The organism is Variovorax sp. J22P240, assembly GCF_030316855.1.
Taxonomy (GTDB): domain Bacteria; phylum Pseudomonadota; class Gammaproteobacteria; order Burkholderiales; family Burkholderiaceae_C; genus Variovorax.
Map to the genome: position 1 here is coordinate 168,748 of NZ_JASZYR010000005.1, position 19,629 is coordinate 188,376.

General features: G+C 66.7%; 19 protein-coding genes. 11 read left to right on the forward strand and 8 right to left on the reverse strand.

What is annotated here, in order from left to right:
• Positions 1-5: 5 nt before the first annotated feature.
• Together QTI24_RS15680 and QTI24_RS15685 are read left to right on the forward strand one after the other, a co-directional pair.
• On the forward strand, positions 6-1,274 hold the full coding sequence (locus QTI24_RS15680) for a class I SAM-dependent methyltransferase (protein ID WP_286601616.1): 1,269 nt from the start codon (positions 6-8) through the stop codon (positions 1,272-1,274).
• 10 nt (positions 1,275-1,284) lie between these two features.
• Complete coding sequence (locus QTI24_RS15685; RefSeq protein WP_286601618.1) at positions 1,285-1,608, forward strand: DUF1840 domain-containing protein; 324 nt, start codon at positions 1,285-1,287, stop codon at positions 1,606-1,608.
• A 130-nt stretch (positions 1,609-1,738) separates the two neighbouring features.
• On the opposite strand, the gene QTI24_RS15690 is transcribed toward QTI24_RS15685, so the two are convergent.
• The 4 genes from QTI24_RS15690 to QTI24_RS15705 form a co-directional block, all read right to left on the reverse strand.
• Positions 1,739-2,713 (reverse strand): Bug family tripartite tricarboxylate transporter substrate binding protein, encoded by a 975-nt coding sequence (locus tag QTI24_RS15690; protein WP_286601941.1) that lies wholly within the window; start codon positions 2,711-2,713, stop codon positions 1,739-1,741.
• 148 nt (positions 2,714-2,861) lie between these two features.
• Positions 2,862-3,317 carry a MarR family winged helix-turn-helix transcriptional regulator gene (locus tag QTI24_RS15695; RefSeq protein ID WP_286601619.1) on the reverse strand — a complete coding sequence of 152 codons (456 nt, stop codon included), beginning with the start codon at positions 3,315-3,317 and terminating at the stop codon, positions 2,862-2,864.
• Positions 3,314-4,318, reverse strand: a complete 1,005-nt coding sequence (locus tag QTI24_RS15700; protein ID WP_286601943.1) for an alpha-ketoacid dehydrogenase subunit beta — start codon at positions 4,316-4,318, stop codon at positions 3,314-3,316. The genes QTI24_RS15695 and QTI24_RS15700 overlap by 4 nt, the downstream gene beginning before the upstream one ends.
• The gene (locus tag QTI24_RS15705; RefSeq protein WP_286601622.1) at positions 4,315-5,334 is read right to left on the reverse strand and encodes a thiamine pyrophosphate-dependent dehydrogenase E1 component subunit alpha; all 1,020 of its coding nucleotides are present in this window, start codon (positions 5,332-5,334) and stop codon (positions 4,315-4,317) included. Before QTI24_RS15705 ends, QTI24_RS15700 begins: the two co-directional genes overlap by 4 nt.
• A 185-nt stretch (positions 5,335-5,519) precedes the next feature.
• Between QTI24_RS15705 and xylF the strand changes: the two genes are divergently transcribed.
• From xylF to QTI24_RS15725, 4 genes are read left to right on the forward strand one after another with little or no spacing between them, the layout of a single operon-like run.
• Complete coding sequence (gene xylF / locus QTI24_RS15710) at positions 5,520-6,542, forward strand: D-xylose ABC transporter substrate-binding protein (protein ID WP_286601623.1); 1,023 nt, start codon at positions 5,520-5,522, stop codon at positions 6,540-6,542.
• Positions 6,543-6,546: 4 nt separating this feature from the next.
• Entirely contained in the window at positions 6,547-7,731 is a 1,185-nt protein-coding gene (locus QTI24_RS15715) for a sugar ABC transporter permease (RefSeq protein ID WP_286601625.1), read from the forward strand.
• Positions 7,731-8,498 (forward strand): ATP-binding cassette domain-containing protein, encoded by a 768-nt coding sequence (locus QTI24_RS15720; protein WP_286601626.1) that lies wholly within the window; start codon positions 7,731-7,733, stop codon positions 8,496-8,498. Before QTI24_RS15715 ends, QTI24_RS15720 begins: the two co-directional genes overlap by 1 nt.
• A gap of 24 nt (positions 8,499-8,522) precedes the next feature.
• Positions 8,523-9,674: an ROK family transcriptional regulator gene (locus tag QTI24_RS15725; protein ID WP_286601627.1), complete on the forward strand. Its 1,152-nt coding sequence runs from the start codon at positions 8,523-8,525 to the stop codon at positions 9,672-9,674.
• 4 nt (positions 9,675-9,678) lie between these two features.
• On the opposite strand, the gene QTI24_RS15730 is transcribed toward QTI24_RS15725, so the two are convergent.
• Complete coding sequence (locus QTI24_RS15730; RefSeq protein ID WP_286601630.1) at positions 9,679-10,923, reverse strand: helix-turn-helix domain-containing protein; 1,245 nt, start codon at positions 10,921-10,923, stop codon at positions 9,679-9,681.
• Between the two features lie 131 nt (positions 10,924-11,054).
• Here QTI24_RS15730 and QTI24_RS15735 point away from each other — a divergent pair, with 131 nt between their 5' ends.
• Entirely contained in the window at positions 11,055-13,163 is a 2,109-nt protein-coding gene (locus QTI24_RS15735) for a PQQ-dependent dehydrogenase, methanol/ethanol family (protein WP_286601632.1), read from the forward strand.
• 144 nt (positions 13,164-13,307) lie between these two features.
• Here the strand turns inward: QTI24_RS15735 and QTI24_RS15740 are convergent, their stop codons facing one another.
• Complete coding sequence (locus tag QTI24_RS15740; RefSeq protein ID WP_286601634.1) at positions 13,308-14,282, reverse strand: tripartite tricarboxylate transporter substrate-binding protein; 975 nt, start codon at positions 14,280-14,282, stop codon at positions 13,308-13,310.
• Between the two features lie 184 nt (positions 14,283-14,466).
• On the opposite strand from QTI24_RS15740, the gene QTI24_RS15745 reads away from it, so the two are divergent.
• Both QTI24_RS15745 and QTI24_RS15750 read left to right on the forward strand, forming a co-directional pair.
• Entirely contained in the window at positions 14,467-15,927 is a 1,461-nt protein-coding gene (locus QTI24_RS15745; protein WP_286601635.1) for an NAD-dependent succinate-semialdehyde dehydrogenase, read from the forward strand.
• Between the two features lie 25 nt (positions 15,928-15,952).
• On the forward strand, positions 15,953-16,702 hold the full coding sequence (locus tag QTI24_RS15750) for an SIR2 family NAD-dependent protein deacylase (protein ID WP_286601637.1): 750 nt from the start codon (positions 15,953-15,955) through the stop codon (positions 16,700-16,702).
• Here the strand turns inward: QTI24_RS15750 and QTI24_RS15755 are convergent.
• Both QTI24_RS15755 and QTI24_RS15760 read right to left on the reverse strand, forming a co-directional pair.
• On the reverse strand, positions 16,675-17,619 hold the full coding sequence (locus QTI24_RS15755; RefSeq protein ID WP_286601639.1) for an acetamidase/formamidase family protein: 945 nt from the start codon (positions 17,617-17,619) through the stop codon (positions 16,675-16,677). The two genes, QTI24_RS15750 and QTI24_RS15755, sit on opposite strands and share 28 nt — an antisense overlap.
• 11 nt (positions 17,620-17,630) lie before the next feature.
• Positions 17,631-18,386, reverse strand: a complete 756-nt coding sequence (locus tag QTI24_RS15760; RefSeq protein ID WP_286601641.1) for an SDR family NAD(P)-dependent oxidoreductase — start codon at positions 18,384-18,386, stop codon at positions 17,631-17,633.
• A 143-nt stretch (positions 18,387-18,529) separates the two neighbouring features.
• Here QTI24_RS15760 and QTI24_RS15765 point away from each other — a divergent pair, with 143 nt between their 5' ends.
• On the forward strand, positions 18,530-18,970 hold the full coding sequence (locus QTI24_RS15765; protein ID WP_286601643.1) for a CBS domain-containing protein: 441 nt from the start codon (positions 18,530-18,532) through the stop codon (positions 18,968-18,970).
• A gap of 16 nt (positions 18,971-18,986) precedes the next feature.
• A complete protein-coding gene (locus QTI24_RS15770) occupies positions 18,987-19,628 on the forward strand; it encodes a class I SAM-dependent methyltransferase (RefSeq protein ID WP_286601644.1) in 642 nt (213 codons plus the stop codon).
• Position 19,629: the final 1 nt, after the last annotated feature.

The window sequence follows — 19,629 nt, forward strand, 5'->3', positions numbered from 1 at the left end:
AACCCATGCAAAGCCTGATCCCGAAGATCGAGTCCCAGCTTTCCACACTGTCCGTGCCCATCACGCTGCAATTGCCCGACGGCCGGCAGGTTGCAAAGCCCGGATCTCGCGTCACTCTTGCTTTCAATGAATGGTCGGGTCTCGCCAAGCTGGCGGGGCGGCAAATCGGCGCCATCGGCGAGGCCTATGTCGAAGGGCGCGTCCAGATCGAGGGCGCGATGCGCGACCTCTTCGACGCGGCGGCCGGCCTGCTGCCCGGCAATCCCGCCGAGACCAACACCGGCTGGTGGAGCCGCATGCAGCGCCGCGCCAAGTCGCGCGGGTCGCACTCGCTGGGCAGGGACGAGGCGCAGGTCCAGTTCCACTATGACGTCTCCGACGACTTCTATGCGCTGTGGCTCGATCCGCGGCGCGTGTATTCGTGCGGCTACTTCCGCGACGAGGCCATGACACTCGCGCAGGCCCAGGAGGCCAAGCTCGATCACATCTGCCGAAAGCTCATGCTGAAGCCGGGCGAGCGCTATCTCGACATCGGTTCAGGCTGGGGCGCGCTGCTGATGTGGGCCGCCGAGCACTACGGCGTGGATGCGACCGGCATCACGCTGTCGAAGAACCAGCACGCTCATGTGCAGGGCCTGATCGAGGAGAAAGGCCTGCAGGGGCGCGTGCGCGTCGAACTGCGTGACTACCGCAAGCTCGAGACCGACAGGCCCTACGACAAGATCTCGTCGGTCGGCATGTTCGAGCACGTCGGCAGCGCCAACATGCCGACCTATTTCCGCAAGATCCATGCGCTGCTGGCGCCCGGCGGCCTCGTGATGAACCACGGAATCACCTCGGGCCAGCTCAACTACCATCAACTGGGCGCCGGGATGGGGGATTTCATCGAGAAGTACATCTTCCCGGGCGGCGAACTCCTGCACGTGACCCACGTCCTGCGGGAGACCGCCGCGGCGGGCCTCGAAATGGTCGATACCGAGAACCTGCGGCCGCACTATGCGCGCACGCTGTGGGCCTGGTCCGACGCGCTCGAATCGCAGCTCGATGCGGCGCGCGAGGTGCTCGAGCGCAGTGGTGGCAAGCAGGGCGAGAACGCCGAACGCATCCTGCGCGCGTACCGCCTCTACCTGGCCGGCTCGGCCATGAGCTTCGAGCAGGGCTGGATCTCGCTGCACCAGATGCTGTCCATCAAGCCGGACGGCGCGGTCGAGGCCCATCCGCTGCGTGGCTCACAATCGACGTACCCTTTTGTTCGCGACCACATCTACAAGTGAGTGAGGCACCATGCTGTATCGATTCCAATCTCGGGCGACTCCCCCCTTCGTGATGCTCGAGGTGCATGCGCGCCAGCTGTTCGGCATCATCGGGAAGGCACCGGCGCCGAAGGGTGTCATCACCGGCGAGCAAATGCCGGCAGCCATCGCGGCGCTGGAGGCGGCGATGGCAAACGAGGGCCGCAACGCCCACAACGCGGATTCCTACGCGGTCGAAGGCCATGACGAGGATGCGGAGAAGCAGCACATCGGCCTGCGCCAGCGTGCCGCTCCGCTGCTGCACATGCTCAAGGACTCCCTCGCGGACGGCAAGGATGTCGTCTGGGAGGTTTAGCAAGGCTCACCCCCAGGCTTCGCGCACTTCGTGTCGCTACGCCTACCCCCTTGCAGGGGGCGCCGCATGCGGCCCGGCGGAGCCGGTTCCGCTGCGGCTCCTGTATTGGCGCGCTGCGCGCGCCCTCGGCCTAGTCGACTTTTGCTCCTGAGGCTTTGACGACCTTCGCCCACTTGGCGTGTTCGCTGTCGATCAGCTTGGCGAATTCGGCGGGGGTGTTGCCGCTCGGGATGGCGCCTTGGGCGACCATCTTTTCCTTGATTGCAGGCGTGCCCAGGGACTTCGCGACTTCCTGCTGGATGCGGTTGATGATGTCCGGCGGGGTGCCGGCGGGGGCCAGGAGGCCGAACCACGAGCTGGCTTCGTAGCCCTTGAGCGATGGGCCGCCGGCTTCTTCCACCGTCGGGACATCGGGCAGTGCAGGCGAGCGCTGCGAACTGGTCACCGCCAGCGCCTTCAGCTTGCCGCCCTTGATCTGCTGCATCGACGACGGCAGGTTGTCGAACATCACGTCGGCATTGCCGCCCACCAGGTCCAGCAGCGCCGGGCCCGATCCGCGGTAGGGGATGTGCGTCATGTAGCTGCCGGTCATGGTCTTGAAGAGCTCGCCGGCCAGGTGGATGGAGGTGCCGCTGCCGCTCGATGCCATGTTGAGCTTGCCGGGGTTGGCCTTGGCGTACTTCACGAAGTCGGCGACGTTGTTGATGTTGAGCGCCTTGGCCTTGTCGACGTTCATTTCCATCACGTTCGGGACTGCGGCGACCAGGGTGATCGGCGCGAAGTCCTTGATGGGGTCGAAGGGCAGCTTGGGGTACAGCGCGCGGTTGATACCGTGCGTGCCGACGGTGCCCATGAGCAGCGTGTAGCCGTCGTTGGGCGATTTCGCCACGATCTCGGCGCCCACGTTGCCGCCGGCGCCGGCACGGTTGTCGACGATGAACTGCTGGCCAAAGGCCTTGGACAGTTCGGGTGCGACGGCGCGCGCCAGGATGTCGGTCGTGCCACCCGGCGCGAACGGCACCACGATGCGCACGGGCTTGGTCGGCCAGGTGGACTGCGCGTTCGCCGGACCTGCGGCAAAGGCCATTGCGGCCATCGCAGCCATGGTGAGCGCGGTGCGACGGCGGAAGGGGAAAGAAGAGATCATGCTGGGATTCCTGTGGATGGGGCCGGCTGATCGCCGGCTCCGTGCACCTGTTTTTACAGGCGAAGCGGACGTCGCGTCGCGGGTGAAAACCCCGGGCGCGATCGGCTCAGGCCGGAGATCCCGACTCGACGGTCCCAGCCACCGACGCGATCAGCTTGTCCAGCGTGGCATTCATCCTGCGCAACTCTTCCGTGTCGACACCCGCGAACAGTTCCGCCTCGCGTTCGCGCGCCTGCGAGCTGGCCGTCGCGTACAACGCCTTGCCGATGCTGCTCAGGTAGAGCCTGCTGCGCCGCAGATCGGTCGGGTCCTCATGGCGGTGCAGCCGCTTGTGGCGCTGCAATCCGGCCAGCGCGCGGCTGACCGCCATCTTGTCCAGCCCCGTGAGATCCGCGACCTGCGTGGCTGTGAGCCCGGGCCGCGCGCCCAGCACCGCCATCGCACGCCACTCGTTCAGCGTGAGCTGGTGCTGACGGCCTACGCGCTGCTGGAAGGGGCGCGCCGTCAGGTTGACGACGCGGACCAGCTTGAAGAACACCGAGTCTTCCAGCCCCGTGTTCATCCCCGCAACGCCTTGGCGCCCTTCACGATCTGTTCGACGCTCACGCGCGATTGCGCCTCCAGCACCGGCGCGTAGCCGACGGGAATGCGCGGCGCTCCCAGCCGCGTCACGCGGCAACCGGTCGCTTCGGCGGCGGTCGCGGCGATCTCCGCGCCGAAGCCTGCTGCCTGCACCGCCTCATGGACCACCAGCAGGCGCCCGGTGCGGCTGCAGGAGGAGAGCACTGTCTCGCGGTCCCAGGGCCAGAGCGAGCGCAGGTCGATCAGGTCGACCGCAATGCCTTCGGCTGCCAGCGCCTCGCAGGCGGCGATGCATGTGTGCATCTGCTTACCCCAACTCACCAGCGTGAGCGCGTCGCCTTGGCGAACATGGGCCGCCTTGCCCAGCGGAACCACGGCGCCTTCATCGACCACGCCGCGCATCCCCCAGAGCGTCTTGTGCTCGATGTAGACCACCGGATCGCCGCACTGCATGGCCGCGCGCAGCAGCGAGTAGTTGTCCTGCGGCGTCGACGGACACACCACCACCACGCCCGGCAGGTGCGCAAACCAGGCTTCGAGCGATTGCGAATGCTGCGCCGCCGAGGCATCCCAGATGCCCCCAGGCATGCGGGCCACCAGCGGAACGCGGCCCTGGCCGCCGAACATGAAGCGGTTCTTCGCGGCCTGGTTCACCAGTTCGTCCATGCCGCACAGCGCGAAGTCGACCACCCGCATCTCGACCACCGGACGCAAGCCCGCGAGCGCCATGCCGACGCCGGCACCCATGATCGCGGCCTCGGAGATCGGCGTGTCGATCACGCGCTCCGCGCCGAAGCTTTCCTGCAGGCCCTTGTACTGACCGAAGATGCCGCCGCGGCCGACGTCCTCGCCGAGCACGACCACATTCGGGTCGGCTTCCATCTCGCGCCGCACCGCCAGCACGGCAGCCTCGGCGTAGCTGAGTTCCTGCGCAGTGGTGGGTGCGGGCGCCGTGCGGCCTCCGGCCATGTCGCTCGTCATATCCATTGGCCGGCTCCGGTGGTCTGCACGTCGGTGAATGCGGCGCTGGCTTCGGGCCAGGGCGCGGCGTCCGCGGCGGCGAGGGCGGCATCGACTTCCGCATGCGCCTCGTTCTCGATTGCCGCGAGCGTGGCGGCGGCGATGCCATCGGTCATCAGCCGGGCGCGGGCATGCGCGATCGGATCGGTTTCGAGCGCCGCAGCCAGTTCGGCCGGATCGCGGTAGGCGGCCGGGTCGACCGACACATGCCCCTTCACCCGGTAGGTGAGGGCGTGCAACAGGCGCGGTCCGCTGCCGGCACGCACCTCGGCGACGAGCTTGCCGGCAGCCTCATGCACCGCGAACACATCGTTGCCGTCGACCTGCGTCGCGGCGATGTCCATCGCCTCGGCGCGTGCCGACGCGCCATCGCCGGCGGTCATCGGGCCGCTCGCGGTGGTGGCACTCCAGCGGTTGTCCTCGCAGACGAACAGCACCGGCAGTTCGTACACCCGGGCCCAGTTGAGCGCTTCGAGGAAAGGCCCGCGGTTGATCGCCCCGTCGCCGAAGAAGCAGACCGTGATCGCGACCTTCTTCTGGAGCTTCTGCGCATGCGCCGCGCCCACGGCGATCGGCAGCCCGGCCGCGACCACGCCGTTGGCGCCCAGCATGCCGACCGAGAAGTCGGCGATGTGCATCGAGCCGCCCTTGCCGCCGTTGAAGCCCGTCGCCTTGCCGAACAGCTCGCACATCATCCGGCCGAGGTCGGCGCCCTTGGCCAGCGTGTGGCCGTGGCCGCGATGGGTCGAGGTGAGGTAGTCGGGCGGCGCCAGGTGGGCGCAGACGCCGGCCGGTACCGCCTCCTGGCCGGTGGAAAGATGCAGCGGGCCGCGCACCTTCGCGGCGCCGGCGGCCTGCTGGCCATACGCGCTGACGCCGCCCTGGCTTGCCGTCTCGGCGGCGTTCTCGAAGGCGCGGATGCGCACCATCGTGCGGTAGAGCGCCGTGCGCGCCGCCGCTGAATTCGCAAAGTCCATGTTGTCTCCAGCACTTGTACAGCGTGCGTTCGGAGGGAAATCGTATCGCTTGTGACCAATCCCGATGTAGCGCATTTACCCGCAGGGAATGTCCCGATGCCGCCGCCCTTAGGCCGCTGCGATAGTTAGTTCGTTCCTCGAACTAATTCGAGCCAACGATTCATCATCAGCCTGGAGACCCGCCCATGAAGCTCGCACGCACCCTCACCACCCTGGCCTTCGGGCTGACCGCCATCGGCGCCTGCGCGCAAACCGTGGTGGGCGTGAGCTGGTCCAATTTCCAGGAAGAGCGCTGGAAGACCGACGAGGCCGCGATCAAGGCTCAGCTCGAGAAGCTGGGTGCCAAGTACATCAGCGCCGACGCCGGCGGTTCGCCCGAAAAGCAGCTGGGGGACATCGAGGGCCTGATGTCGAAGGGCGCGAAGGCGCTGATCGTCCTGGCGATGGACAAGGACGCCATCCTGCCCGCCGTCAACAAGGCCATGAAGCAGAAGGTGCCGGTGGTGGCTTATGACCGGCTGATCGAGACGCCCGGCGTCTTCTACATCACCTTCGACAACGTCGAGGTCGGCCGGATGCAGGCGCGCGCGGTCTACAAGGTCCAGCCCAAGGGCAACTACGTGATGATCAAGGGCTCGCCCACCGACCCCAACGCCAACTTCCTGCGCGCCGGCCAGCAGGAGGTGATCGCCGATGCGGTGAAGAAGGGCGACATCAAGATCGTCGGCGATGAATACACCGACGGCTGGAAGCCCGAAGTGGCGCAGAAGAACATGGAGCAGATCCTCACCAAGGTCGGCAACAAGGTCGATGCGGTCGTGGCGGCGAACGACGGCACGGCCGGCGGCGCGGTCGCTGCACTCACGGCCAAAGGCATCCGTGGCATCCCGGTGTCGGGACAGGATGCCGACTTCGCCGCGCTCAACCGCGTCGCGCTCGGCACGCAGACCGTCACGGTGTGGAAGGACTCGCGCGAACTCGGCCGCGAAGCCGCTTCCGCCGCCGTCGCGCTGGCGCAAGGCAAGCCGGCGGAGAAGGCGGCCGACTGGAGCGGCGGCGAGAAGAAGCTCGCGATCTCCTCGCGCTTCCTGACGCCGGTGCCGATCACGCGCGACAACCTCGATGTGGTCGTGAAGGCCGGGTGGATCAAGAAGGATGAGCTCTGCAAGGGCGTTTCCGGCGACAAGGCACCTCCGGCGTGCAAGTGACGCGATGAGTTCCCCCGGCTTGTGGCGCCGCAGCGGCGTCGACCTCCGGCTGCTGCTCATGAGCGTGCTGCTGGTGGTCATGGCGATCGTGTTCCATGTGATGTCGGGTGGCGTGTTCCTGTCGCCCGAAAACCTCTACAACATCGCCCAACAGACTGCAGTGGTCGGCATCGTCTCGACCGTGATGGTGCTGATCATCGTCGCGCGACACATCGACCTGTCGGTGGGCTCGGTGATGGGCTTCGTCGGCGTGCTGGTCGCGTACCTGCAATACACCTCCGGCTGGTCGTGGCCGGCGGCGAGCCTCGCCGGGCTCGCCGTGGCGCTGCTGGTGTCGCTCTACCAGGGCGGGCTCACCGCGGTGCTGGGCGTGCCTTCGTTCGTGGTCACGCTGGGCGGTCTCATGTCGTTCCGGGGCGCTGCATTTCTTGTGGCCGACGGCAAGACGCAGCCCGTCAACGACGAGTTCTTCCAGCGCCTGGGCGGCGGCTATGACGGTGGCATCGGCACCACGGCGACCTGGGTGCTGGCGGCGCTCGTCAGCATCGTGCTGTTCGCCCGCATGCTGCAGAAGCGGCGCGCGCGGCAGCGGCATGAGATGCCGGTCGAGCCCCTGTGGATGGACCTGCTCCTGGCGGCCGTGCCCGTCGTCATCGTCTTCGCCTTCGCGGCGACCATGAACAGCTACCAGATCTCGTCGAAGACCGAAGCGCAGGGCATGCCGATCCCGGTGCTGATCTGGGCCGTGGTGGCGGTGGTTCTGTCGTTCATCGTGCATCGCACGCGCTTCGGCCGCTATGTGTTCGCCATGGGCGGCAATCCCGACGCCGCCGCGCTGGTCGGCATCCCGGTCAAGCGTGTGACGCTGATGCTGTTCGCACTGCTCGCGGTGCTGGTGACCATTGCCGCGATCGTTTCCATCGCTCGGCTCAACGCCGGCACCAACTCGCTGGGCAGCGGCATGGAGCTCTATGTGATCGCCGCCGCGGTGATCGGCGGGACGGCGCTGGCTGGCGGGAGCGGATCGATCTTCGGCTCGGTGCTCGGCGCGCTGATCATGCAGTCGCTCGACAGCGGCATGCTGCTGCTCGATGTGCCGATCGGCAAGCGGATGGTGATCATTGGGCAGGTGCTGATCATCGCGGTCGTCTTCGACGTGCTCTATCGCAAGCGTTTCGGGGAGAACTGATGACGACCAACCCACCCCTGGTCGAACTGCGCGACATCCACAAGGCTTTCGGCGGCGTGAAGGCGGTCGATGGCGTCAGCGTCAACCTCTATCCCGGCGAAGTGGTTGCGCTGCTCGGTCACAACGGTGCAGGCAAGTCGACGCTGATGAAGATGCTCGCGGGCGCCTACCCGATCGACTCCGGCGAGACGCTCATCGCGGGCGAAAAGGTCCACATCCGCACGCCCTCCGAGGCGCAGGCGCAAGGCATCGAGACCATCTACCAGACGCTCGCGCTGGCCGACAACCTCGATTCGGTCGCCAACCTGTTCCTCGGCCGCGAAAAGCTCACGCCCTGGCGCACGCTCGACGACCACTTCATGGAAGGCCAGGCGCGCAAGGTGTTCGAGCGCCTCAACAAGAACTTCACCAACATCCGCGTGCCGGTGCGGCGCCTGTCAGGTGGGCAGCGGCAGGTGGTGGCGATCTCGCGGGCGCTGTACTTCAACGCCCGCATCCTGATCATGGACGAGCCCTGCGCGGCGCTGGGCCCGGAAGAGACGGCGATGGTCGGCGCGCTGGTGAGGCAGCTCAAGGCCGATGGCGTCGGCATCTTCCTGATCACGCACGACATGCCCGACGTGTTCGGCCTGAGCGATCGGCTGGCCGTGATGAAGAACGGCCGTCTCGTCGGCACCTATCGCACGGAGGATGTGACCGAGGACGAGGTGCTGGGAATGATCATCGCCGGCAAGCGGCCCGAGGGAAAGCAGCAGGCCAACCGGTGATCGTGCGAGCCTGGGGGTGGATTCATGATCGGTGACCAGCAATTGGTCCGGCGCATCAATCGCAGTGTGTTGCTGCGGCTGCTGCGAGCACAGCCGGGTCTTTCGCGCGCGCGGCTGGCGGCGGAAAGCGGCCTCACGAAATCGACTGTGAGCCTGCTGGTGCGCGAGCTGCTCGACGACGGCTGGCTCGACGAAGCCGGTGCGCCGGTCGTCGACGGGCTCGGGAGACCCTCGACACCGCTGCGCATCAACGTCGGCGTGCGCGCGCTGATCGGCGTGGAAATCGCCATCGAGGTCGTGCGCGTCGTGTGCGTCTCGCTGCAGGGCGATGTGCTCTATTCCGATGCGCAACCGCTCGGCGACCACGCGCCTTCGGTGGTGTGTGCGCAGGTCGCGCGCATGGTGGCGCCTGCGCATCGGCATCTGCTGGCGTCTGGGCTGAGTCTGTCGGGCATCGGCGTGGGCGTTCCGGGTGCCGTGCACGACGCGACCGGCGTGGTGCGCTTTGCGCCCAACCTCGGCTGGCGCAACGTCAGCCTGCTGCCGGGACTGACGGAAGCGCTCGCACGTGAGGGTGTGTCGGGCATTGCCGTGCAACTGCAGAACGACGCAGACACAGGCGCGCTCGGCGAATTCGAGTTCTCCGACGGCGAGGGCGAAGATCCGTTGGTCTTCGTGAGCTGCGACGTCGGCGTCGGCGCCGGCATCGTGCTGAACGACCGGCTCTTCATCGGCGCGCAGGGCATGGCGGGCGAGATCGGCCACACGGTGCTGCAGATCGACGGGCCGCGATGCTTGTGCGGGCGACAGGGTTGCGCCGAAGTCTTCCTCAGCTCGCGCGTTCTCGACCGCGAGGCAGGCGATCTGCGCCGTGCCGCAGCCTTCCTCGGCGTGCTTCTCCAGAACCTGTGGGTGACCTTCGAGCCGCGCGCGATCGTCGTGGGTGGCAAGTCGTGCGAAGCGCATCCGGAATTGCTGCGACTTGCCATCGACACCGTCGGCCGCTACGCCGAAAGCGCCGGCATGCCGCCGCCGGTGGTGCGCCCGGCGCGCTACGGCGAATGGGCGCCGGCGGTCGGCGCGGCGGCACTGGCGCTGCACGAGTACTTGCGGCCGCTGCATCCGAATTCGGAAGCGCGGCGCGAGCGTGCGGCAGCGGCCGAATCGGGGGTGTAGCGCCTCACTCGGCGTCGTTGATCCGCCAGCTCTTGAGGTGGCGATACAGCGTGCCGCGCGACACCCGCAACTGGCGCGCGGCATGCGAGATGTTCCCGCCGTGCGCGGCCAGCGTTTCTTCGATCAACTTCCGGCCGTGGCCGCGCAAGGTGCCGTCGCCTTCGGGGAGTGATCGCGATTCGGCTGCTGGCGGCTGTGCCGATTCCGATTCCGCGGACTCCGCATTCACCTCGGGCACGATGGGCTGCATCGCCGGCGCCATGCTCACCGCATGCCCGAAATCCACCCCGTCGCGCGCTTGCAGCCGGGCCTGCAACCACACGCCGAGCCCACTCGCGAGCCGCACGGGCTGCGCCGCTTCGCCGCGGCCCATGCGCAGCAGGCCCGCGAGGTCGAGACCGAACAGCATCTCGACATCGCACGGCCCGGCGTCCGGCACACCGCCGATGAGCCGTGAGCCGGCCGCGTTCAGCCAGGCGACCGTGCCGTCCGGCGCAATACCCGCCAGCGCCTCCAGCGGCGTGCCGAGCAGCGTCGGGCTGGCCTGGAAGCGCAGTACCAGCCGGTCCTGCGACTGGGCCAGGAGCAGGCGGTTCTCGATCGTGGTGGCATAGAGCGCGACCATCGACGCCGCATCGAAGCCGAAGCGCCGCGATTCCACCGTGAGATCGAGCACGCCCGCCAGCCGCCCGTGCACGTCGCGGATCGGCGCTGCCGCACACTGCATCTCGCGCAGGTACTCGAAGTAGTGCTCGGCGCCGTCCACCGTGCAGGCCTTGCCGGTCGTCGCGACGATCCCCGGCGCCGTCGTGCCGACCACGCTCTCGGCAATGTTGACGCCCAGTCGCGCCGTCTTCTGCAGGATCGGCTGCTGCGCGTTCAACGGATGCTGCGTCACATGGACGATCACCCCCTGCGCATCGGTCAGCAGCACGCGGCAATCGGTGCCGGCCAGCGAGCTTTCCATGCCCACCAGCTCCTGGCGCGCGGCTTCGAGCAGTTCGCGATTGCGGCCCAGCGTCGCATGCAGCCGGCTCGGCGTGACCGCATCGAAGCCCACGACGCGCCGCCGGTCGCCGTGCGTCCGCGTGCAGCGCATCCACGACTGGATCACCGCTTCGCCGATCAGCCCCGAAGGGCGAACGCCTTCCTCGAAGAACTGCTGCCGGGCCAGCGCGACGCGATCGGCGGACGTCTTCGTGAACAACTGTCGAGGACCACCCGCCGGATTGCGTGTTGACAGGGGCATGCCGTCTCCAGAGTGGGAAAAGACGTCGAATCTGTTCCGCAATGGAACAGTCCGGGTCTAGGGAAATCCCGAAGATGAACAAAGCGCCTGCCGGGGCGATCCTTCGCCTCACAACGACAGGAGACGACACGATGACCAAGACCCACGCCGCGCTGACGCTCGGCGCGTTGCTGTGCCTGGCTGCCGCGACCGCATCGGCCCAACCCGCCAAAGGCTCTCCCGAGCACATCAAGGCCGCCACGCAGCGCGTGGATGGTTCCTTCATTCGCGCCAACGCCGCGAAGACACCGGACTGGCCCAGCTACGGGCTGGACTACGCGGAGACCCGCTTCAGCAAGCTCGACCAGGTCAACGCGGGCAACGTGAAGGATCTCGGCCTCGTGTGGTCCTACGACCTGCAGTCCACGCGAGGCGTCGAGGCGACGCCGCTGGTCGTCGACGGCATCATGTACGTCACCGCCTCGTGGAGCGTGGTGCACGCGATCGACGCGCGCACCGGCAAGAAGATCTGGACCTACGACCCGAAGGTCGACCGTTCCAAGGGCTACCGGGGCTGCTGCGACGTGGTCAATCGTGGCGTCGCGCTCTACCAGGGCAAGGTGTTCGTCGCCTCGTACGACGGCCGCCTGATCGCGCTCGACGCCGCCACGGGCCAGCCGGTCTGGGAGAAGGACACGATCATCGACCACGCGAGGTCGTACACCATCACCGGCGCACCGCGCGTATTCAAGGGCAAGGTGATCATCGGCAACGGCGGCGCGGAGTACGGCGTGCGCGGCTACGTCACGGCCTATGACGCCGCCACGGGCGACCAGAAGTGGCGCTGGTTCACCGTGCCGGGCGATCCGTCCAAGCCCTTCGAGGACGCATCGATGGCCAAGGCCGCGAAGACCTGGGACCCGAGCGGCAAGTACTGGGAAGCGGGCGGCGGTGGCACGGCGTGGGACACGCTGACCTTCGACCCGGAGCTCAACCTCATGTATGTGGGTACCGGCAATGGCTCGCCGTGGGCGCACGGCAAGCGCAGCCCGAAGGGCGGCGACAACCTCTACCTTGCGTCGATCGTCGCGCTCAACCCCGACACCGGCAAGTACGTCTGGCACTACCAGGAGACGCCCGGCGACAACTGGGACTACACATCGACCCAGCCGATGATCCTGGCCGACATCAAGATCGACAACAAGCCGCGCAAGGTGATCCTGCATGCGCCGAAGAATGGCTTCTTCTTCGTCATCGACCGGACCAATGGCAAGTTCATCTCGGCGAAGAATTTCGTCGAGGTGAACTGGGCCAGCGGCTTCGACAAGAACGGCCGGCCGATCGAAATCGCCGCCGCGCGGCAGAACACGAAGCCCGGCGACAGCATCCCCGGCCCCTTCGGCGCGCACAACTGGCATCCGATGTCCTTCAATCCGCAGACGGGTCTCGCCTATCTGCCGGCGCAGAACGTGCCGCTCAACCTGATGGACGACAAGGACTGGAAGTTCAACGAGAACTCTCCCGGCCGGCCTCATGCGGCGCTGGGCTGGAACACCGCGATGTTTGCCAATGCGCAGCCGCCCGCGAGCAAGCCGATGGGCCGCCTGATTGCGTGGGATCCGGTCGCGCAGAAGGAAGCCTGGGGCGTCGAGCACGCGTCGCCCTGGAACGGCGGCACGCTCACCACCGCCGGCAACCTGGTGTTCCAGGGCACGGCCGACGGTCGCCTGGTCGCCTACAACGCCAAGACCGGCGAGAAGCTCTGGGAAACGCCGACCGGCACCGGGGTGGTCGCCGCGCCGGCCACCTTCATCGTGGACGGCAAGCAGTACGTGTCGGTGGCGGTCGGCTGGGGCGGAGTCTACGGCCTCGCCCAACGCGCGACCGATCGGCAGGGGCCGGGCACCGTCTACACCTTCGCCGTCGGCGGCAATGCGCCCAAGCCGGAATTCGTGCAGTACCGCATGGACAAGTTGCTGCAGGGCGTGAAGTACGACCCGGCCAAGGTCGAGGCCGGCACCATGCTCTACGTCAGCAACTGCGTCTTCTGCCACGGCGTGCCGGGCGTGGACCGCGGCGGCAACATCCCGAACCTGGGCTACATGAACTCGTCCTACATCGAGAACCTCGACAAGTCCGTCTTCAAGGGCCCGGCGATGGATCGCGGCATGCCCGACTTCAGCGGCAAGCTGACGCCCGAGGACGTCGAGAAAATCAAGGCCTTCATCCAAGGCACCGCAGACGCAATAAGACCAAAATAGCGCGGCAAGAATAGAAAAAGCCCCTCGTTGAGGGGCTTTTGAGTAGGTGGAACACCGCGGAACCGGCTCCGCCGGTCCGCTGATGTTGCCCCCGGCAGGGGGTAGGCGGCTACACGAAGTGAGCAAGCCTGGGGGCGAGCCCATTTAATCAGCGTAGACGCCCGCGGCCTTGATGATGGGGCTCCACTTGGCGATCTCGGCGTTGACGAACTTCTTGTGTCCATCGGGCTCGATCCGGCCGTCACTCGCCACCACGGCACCCAGGCCTTCCTGCTTCTTGATGAAGTCCGGATCCTTCAGTGCCACCTTCAGCGCGTCGTTCAGTTTCTTGGTGACAGCCGCCGGCGTGCCCTTCGGCGCATACAGACCGTGCCAGATCGTGACCTGGAAGTCTTTCAGGCCCGATTCCTGGAGCGTCGGCAGGTCTTTCAGCAGCGGCGTCGTCAGCCGCTTGTTGGTGGTGACCGCGAAGGCCTTCACCTTCTTGGCCTCGATCTGCGGCGAGGTGTTGGTCGTCTGGTCGCACAGCAGGTCGATCTGGCCGCCGATCAGGTCGGTGATGGCAGGCGCCGTGCCCTTGTAAGGCACGGGCGTCATCTCGGTCTTCGTGGCGCTCTGGAAGAGCAGGCCGCAGAGGTGCGAGGCCGAGCCGACGCCAGCATTGCCGAGGTTGATCTTGCCCTTGTTGGCCGCGATCCAGGCGCTCAACTCCTTGTAGTTGTTCGCTTGCATGCTGGGCTTGGAGATCAGCGTCATCGGCACGTCGTTGACGATGCCGAGGTATTCGAAGTCGGTCTCGACCTTGAAGGGCACATTGCGCACCAGTGTAGGAATGGTCGACATCCCAATGTGGTTGAGCAGCAGCGTATAGCCGTCCGGATTGGCGCGCGCCACCTTGGCCGCGCCGATCGAGCTGCCGGCGCCCGGCACGTTGTCGACCACGATGCTGACGCCGCCCAGTGGCTTGCGCAGAGCCTCGGCCAGATCACGCGCGACGCGGTCGGTCGGGCCGCCGGCGGCGAAAGGCACCACGATGTTGATGGGCTTGCTTGGGAAGTCCTGGGCATGGGCGCCCACTACCGCTGCGGCGATGGCCGTCAAGGCGAGCAGTTTCTTCATGATCTCTCCGAATTGAAAATTGGCCGCGATCTTATCGGCTGACCGCACCCTGACCACAGCTGATTTTCCCGAAGTCCTTGATCGAGGCCAAGGAATGCGCATGCGTGGTGGTTTTAGGGCGCGGCCGATGTAGGCAGTCGCCATCACGGGTATCGTGCCGTCCTCTATCCACGGAGTGCGAGACATGTTGAAACTGAAGGATTCAACCCTGCTGCGCCAGCAGGTTTTCATTGCCGGCGAATGGGTGGACGCGGATAACCGTGAAACCGTTCCGGTCATCAATCCGGCCAATGGAGAGCAGATCGGCACCGTGCCGATGTGCGGCACCGACGAGACCGTGCGCGCCATCGCCGCCGCCGAGGTTGCGCAACGCGCCTGGGCGCAACGGCCGGCCAAGGAACGCTCCGCCATCCTGCGCAAGCTCAATGACCTGATGCTCACCAATCAGGACGACCTCGCGCTGATCATGACCACGGAGCAGGGCAAGCCGCTTGCCGAGAGCAAGGGCGAGATCGCCTATGCGGCGTCCTTCATCGAATGGTTCGCCGAGGAGGCGCGCCGCGTGTACGGCGACACCATCCCGGCGCCGCAGGCCGACCGCCGCATCCTCGCGCTCAAGCAACCGGTCGGCGTCACGGCCGCGATCACGCCCTGGAACTTCCCGACCGCGATGCTCACGCGCAAGGCCGGCCCCGCGTTGGCGGCGGGTTGCTCCATGGTGGTCAAGCCCGCGACGCAGACGCCGTTCTCGGCGCTCGCCTTCGCCGAACTGGCCGATCGCGCCGGCCTGCCCAAGGGCCTGCTGTCTGTGCTGACCGGCTCGGCCTCGAAGATCGGCGGCGAGATGACGCGCAGCCCCATCGTGCGCAAGCTCAGCTTCACCGGCTCGACCGAAGTCGGCCGCACGCTGATGAAGCAATCCGCCGACACCATCAAGAAGCTGTCGCTCGAACTCGGCGGCAACGCGCCCTTCATCGTGTTCGACGATGCCGACGTCGATGCGGCCGTCGAAGGCGCGATGGTCTCCAAGTACCGCAACACCGGCCAGACCTGCGTGTGTGCCAACCGCATCTACGTGCAGCGGGGCGTGCTCGAGGCCTTCACGCAGAAGCTGGTCGCCAAGGTCAATGCTCTGAAGGTCGGCGACGGCACGGAGCCCGGCGTGAACCAGGGGCCGCTGATCGACGACAAGGCCGTGGCCAAGATCGAGCAGCACGTCGTCGACGCCATCGCCAAGGGCGGCAAGGTGCTCGCCGGCGGCCAGCGCCACGCGCTGGGCGGGCGCTTCTACCAGCCCACGGTGATCGGCGGCGCGACCGCGGACATGCTGGTTGCGCACGAGGAAACCTTCGGCCCGCTGGCGCCCATCTTCGCCTTCGATACCGAAGCCGAGGCGATCGCGCTGGCCAACGCCACCGAGTTCGGCCTCGCCTCTTACTTCTACAGCCGTGACATCGGCCGCATCATGCGCGTCGCCGAGGCGCTCGAATGCGGCATCGTGGGCGTCAACACGGGTCTCATCTCGACGGCCGAGGCGCCTTTCGGCGGCGTCAAGCAGTCGGGGCTGGGCCGCGAAGGCTCGAAGTACGGCCTCGACGACTTCCTGGAGATCAAGTACGTGTGCCTCGCGGGGCTCGACAAGTAGGGGCGGGCGGGTAGGACTCCGATCGATGACTGAAAGCAAGAAGCAGTTCGACACGGCCATCGAGCTGCTGCGCGATGCCAGGCGCATCGTCGTTTTCTCCGGCGCCGGCCTGTCCAAGGCCTCCGGCATCCCGACCTACCGCGATGCCGACGGCCTGTGGATGAACCAGAGCGCGGTCCGGTTCTCGCACGTCGACGACCTCGAGCGGGATCCGGCCGGCTTCTCGAAGTTCTGGGCGCGGCGCCTCGCCGTTGTCGAGGCCGCCAAGCCCAATCCCGGGCACCTCGCGTTGGCTCAACTGCAGCGCCTTCGGCCTTCGACGCGCCTCATCACGCAGAACGTGGACGGGCTCCTGACGCTGGCCGGCGGCATGGACGTTCTGGAACTGCACGGATCGCTGCGCCGCTGGCGTTGCGATCACTGCGGCAACCGTCGCGGCCCCTGGCTCTTTCATCGGTGTACGCGCTGTGGTTCTCGCGCGCGGCCGGACGTCGTGATGTTTGGCGAGATGCTGAACCAGGGCGTGCTGCTGGACGCCCAGACCGCGGCGCTGGAGGCGGACGTCTTCGTCGTGGTCGGCAGCACCGCCGTGGTCTATCCGGCCGCGGACCTGCCACTGCAGGCGCTTTCCAGGGGGGGCAGGCTCATCACGCTCAACATGGAGCCGCTGCATCTGGACACCTCGGCATCTGCCGTGCTCAGAGGCGCTTCGGAAGATCTGATGCCCCGCCTGCTGGCGAGCCTGAACTATTCCAGCACCACCCTCGGAAAGTAGAACGAGACCACCCAGTTCGGTACGTCGACGATCGAGCTGATGCGCAGGTCGGCGCATACGCTGCACAGCATGTAGGCATCGACCGGTTCGTAGCCGTAGCGCCGGCTCAGGAGTTCGATCATCTCGGAGACCGCCATGCGGGCGCCGGCCATCAGGTCGGGGCCGATGCCTGTCGTCACCTCGTAGCCTTTCGTGTCGAAATGGCGGCTGACGGGGCCGGGCGTGACATAGCGCGGCGAGCGCAGGCGGGCGTCTTTCACCAGTTCGAACTTGAGGGCCACGTCGATGGAGCTTTCGATGGCCGTCCCGCAGACTTCGCCGTCGCCCTGCGCCGCATGCGTGTCTCCGACCGAGAAGATCGCGCCGTCGACCTCGATCGGGAGATAGAGCTCCGTACCCTCCGCGATGTCGCGTGCATCCATGTTGCCGCCGACGTTGCGTGGCGGAATGATGCTGTGCAAGCCGGGCTCGGCCGGCGCGACGCCGATGGTCCCGGTGAAGGGCCTGAGCGGCACGCGTCCCCCGGGTCCGTACATCGCTGGCTTCAGTCCGGGGTCGTAATTCCAGTGATGAAGTCTCGCGTCTGGAAACTGATCGGTGAGCAACCCGAAGCCCGGAATGTTTCCGGTCCATCCCCAACCCGAGGGCCGCAGCGACAGCACGGTGACCTTGAGCGCGTCGCCCGGCTTCGCGCCGTCGACGTAGACCGGTCCCGTGACGGGATTCACGTGGGCGAGGTCGAGTTTCGCGAGATCTGCGGCGGTGGACGTCCGCGAGAGTTGGCCGGAGGACGCATCGACGGTCTCGAACTGCACGGTCTCGCCCGGTGCGATCGTCAGGCAGGGCGGAAATGCGTTGTTCCAGCCGTGGTGGATGTGATCCTTGTGGATCGTGTGATGGGTGGCGAGATCGTTCATGGCGCAGGTTCCTAGACCGCGACCGTGAGCGCGCCGTCGATCACCAGGTTGGTGCCGGAGATGCGGCTGGCCGCGGGACTCGAAATGAACACCACGCCGCGCGCCACCTCGCTCGGCGTGCCGAATTTGCCGGTGGGATTGACCTTGAGCGTCGAGGCGTACAGGTCGGGCATGTTCTTCTCGATCGTCTGCCAGATGCCGCCGTCGAAGTAGGTGTTGCCCGGCGAGACGCAGTTCACACGGATGCCCTTGCCGACGAGCTGCCGGCTCAGCCCCTTGGCATAGTGGATCAGCGCCGCCTTGATCGCACCGTAGGAGCCGGCGGCAAAGTCGACCTCGAATCCGGAGACGCTCGATATCAGCACGATCGAAGCGCTGTCGGACTTCTCCAGGAACGGAACTGCCGCGGCCACCGCGTTGACGGTGTGCATCATGTCGGTCCGGAACGATTTCTCCCAGGAGTCCGCCGTGTCTCCGACCGCGAGCGCGCTCACGTTGCACACCAGCGCGTCGATGCCGCCCAGCACGCCGGCGCTCGACGTGATCCACGCACTCAACGCGGATCCATCGGCCACATCCAGCGCGCGACCGAAGGATTTGACGCCCTTGGCCTGCAGTGCGGCCGCCGCCTCGCCCACCTCGTCCTCCTTGCGCGCACAGATCGAGACGTCCGCGCCTTCGTCGGCGAAACATTCGGCAATGGCTCTGCCGATACCCCGGCTGCCACCGGTGATGACAGCCCGCTTGCCCTTGAGTCCGAGATCCATGGCAACTCTCCTTTTGGGGGACTGAATTCTGAGCGCCTGCGCAAGGGCTGTAAATGTCGGCACGCTCGTCGGTGCATCCGCTTGTGGCGCTCGTGCGGGCCGCGCAGAATGACAGGCACCGGCCCTTCCTGAAGGAACAACCCATGAAATCCGTGGCGGAAATTCTCAAGGCCAAAGGCGATTCGACGGTTTATTCCATCGAGCCCACGGCCTCGGTCTTCGATGCCGTCAAGCTGATGGCGCAGAAAAACGTCGGCGCGCTCCTCGTCATGGAGCGCGATCGCATCGTCGGCGTGGTGACCGAACGCGACTACGCGCGCAAAGTCGTGTTGATGGCGCGCTCTTCCAAGGACACGCCGCTGAGCGACGTCATGACCACAGCCGTGATCTATGTGCGGCCGAGCCAGACCAGCGAGGAATGCATGGCGCTGATGACGGAAAACCGCGTGCGGCATCTCCCCGTCATGGACGGCGGCAAGCTGGCGGGCCTGATCTCGATCGGCGACCTCGTGAAGGGGATCATCTCCGAACAGAACTTCATCATCGAACAGCTCCAGCACTACATCTCGGGAGAGCATCGCTGAGCCGTTGCACGCCAACATGCCACTGACGCCCGAGGATCTCGAACGCATCGCGGCGGTGACCCTGGCCCACTACGACCGGGGAGCGGAAGACTTCTGGCTCGCCACGCGCGACCACGACGTGAGCCAGAACATCGCGGCGCTGCTCCAGTTCATCGAGGTGACGCCGCCCTTCCAGATCCTGGACTTCGGCTGCGGGCCTGGGCGCGATCTCCGGACGTTCACGCAACTCGGGCACGTCGCGATCGGACTCGAAGGCTCGGCGCAACTGGCGGAAATGGCCCGCTCGCACAGCGGCTGCGAGGTGCTCCAGCAGAACTTCCTCGCGTTGGACCTGCCGCCTGCCCGCTTCGACGGCGTGTTCGCGAATGCGGCGCTGTTCCATGTGCCGGCTCAGGAACTGCCTCGGGTGCTGCGGGAACTGCATGCAACGCTGAAGCCGGGCGGGGTGTTGTTCAGCTCCAACCCGCGCGGTGAGGGACAGGAAGGCTGGCGCGGCGAGCGGTACGGCGCCTTCCATGACCTGGCGAGCTGGCGCGACAGCATGACGGGAGCCGGATTCTTGGAGCTGGCCCATTACTACCGTCCGACCGGTCTGCCCTTCGACCAGCAGCCGTGGCTGGCGAGCGTGTGGCGCAATCCGGGGCCAGACCCGCCCTGAA

What these genes read in the sequence shown, in the direction of transcription:
- QTI24_RS15680 (WP_286601616.1), top strand. Translation starts at nt 6, where the DNA reads ATGCAAAGCCTGATCCCGAAGATCGAGTCCCAGCTTTCCACACTGTCC.
- QTI24_RS15685 (WP_286601618.1), top strand. Translation starts at nt 1,285, where the DNA reads ATGCTGTATCGATTCCAATCTCGGGCGACTCCCCCCTTCGTGATGCTC.
- QTI24_RS15690 (WP_286601941.1), bottom strand. Translation starts at nt 2,713, where the DNA reads ATGGCTGCGATGGCCGCAATGGCCTTTGCCGCAGGTCCGGCGAACGCG.
- QTI24_RS15695 (WP_286601619.1), bottom strand. Translation starts at nt 3,317, where the DNA reads ATGAACACGGGGCTGGAAGACTCGGTGTTCTTCAAGCTGGTCCGCGTC.
- QTI24_RS15700 (WP_286601943.1), bottom strand. Translation starts at nt 4,318, where the DNA reads ATGACGAGCGACATGGCCGGAGGCCGCACGGCGCCCGCACCCACCACT.
- QTI24_RS15705 (WP_286601622.1), bottom strand. Translation starts at nt 5,334, where the DNA reads ATGGACTTTGCGAATTCAGCGGCGGCGCGCACGGCGCTCTACCGCACG.
- xylF (WP_286601623.1), top strand. Translation starts at nt 5,520, where the DNA reads ATGAAGCTCGCACGCACCCTCACCACCCTGGCCTTCGGGCTGACCGCC.
- QTI24_RS15715 (WP_286601625.1), top strand. Translation starts at nt 6,547, where the DNA reads ATGAGTTCCCCCGGCTTGTGGCGCCGCAGCGGCGTCGACCTCCGGCTG.
- QTI24_RS15720 (WP_286601626.1), top strand. Translation starts at nt 7,731, where the DNA reads ATGACGACCAACCCACCCCTGGTCGAACTGCGCGACATCCACAAGGCT.
- QTI24_RS15725 (WP_286601627.1), top strand. Translation starts at nt 8,523, where the DNA reads ATGATCGGTGACCAGCAATTGGTCCGGCGCATCAATCGCAGTGTGTTG.
- QTI24_RS15730 (WP_286601630.1), bottom strand. Translation starts at nt 10,923, where the DNA reads ATGCCCCTGTCAACACGCAATCCGGCGGGTGGTCCTCGACAGTTGTTC.
- QTI24_RS15735 (WP_286601632.1), top strand. Translation starts at nt 11,055, where the DNA reads ATGACCAAGACCCACGCCGCGCTGACGCTCGGCGCGTTGCTGTGCCTG.
- QTI24_RS15740 (WP_286601634.1), bottom strand. Translation starts at nt 14,282, where the DNA reads ATGAAGAAACTGCTCGCCTTGACGGCCATCGCCGCAGCGGTAGTGGGC.
- QTI24_RS15745 (WP_286601635.1), top strand. Translation starts at nt 14,467, where the DNA reads ATGTTGAAACTGAAGGATTCAACCCTGCTGCGCCAGCAGGTTTTCATT.
- QTI24_RS15750 (WP_286601637.1), top strand. Translation starts at nt 15,953, where the DNA reads ATGACTGAAAGCAAGAAGCAGTTCGACACGGCCATCGAGCTGCTGCGC.
- QTI24_RS15755 (WP_286601639.1), bottom strand. Translation starts at nt 17,619, where the DNA reads ATGAACGATCTCGCCACCCATCACACGATCCACAAGGATCACATCCAC.
- QTI24_RS15760 (WP_286601641.1), bottom strand. Translation starts at nt 18,386, where the DNA reads ATGGATCTCGGACTCAAGGGCAAGCGGGCTGTCATCACCGGTGGCAGC.
- QTI24_RS15765 (WP_286601643.1), top strand. Translation starts at nt 18,530, where the DNA reads ATGAAATCCGTGGCGGAAATTCTCAAGGCCAAAGGCGATTCGACGGTT.
- QTI24_RS15770 (WP_286601644.1), top strand. Translation starts at nt 18,987, where the DNA reads ATGCCACTGACGCCCGAGGATCTCGAACGCATCGCGGCGGTGACCCTG.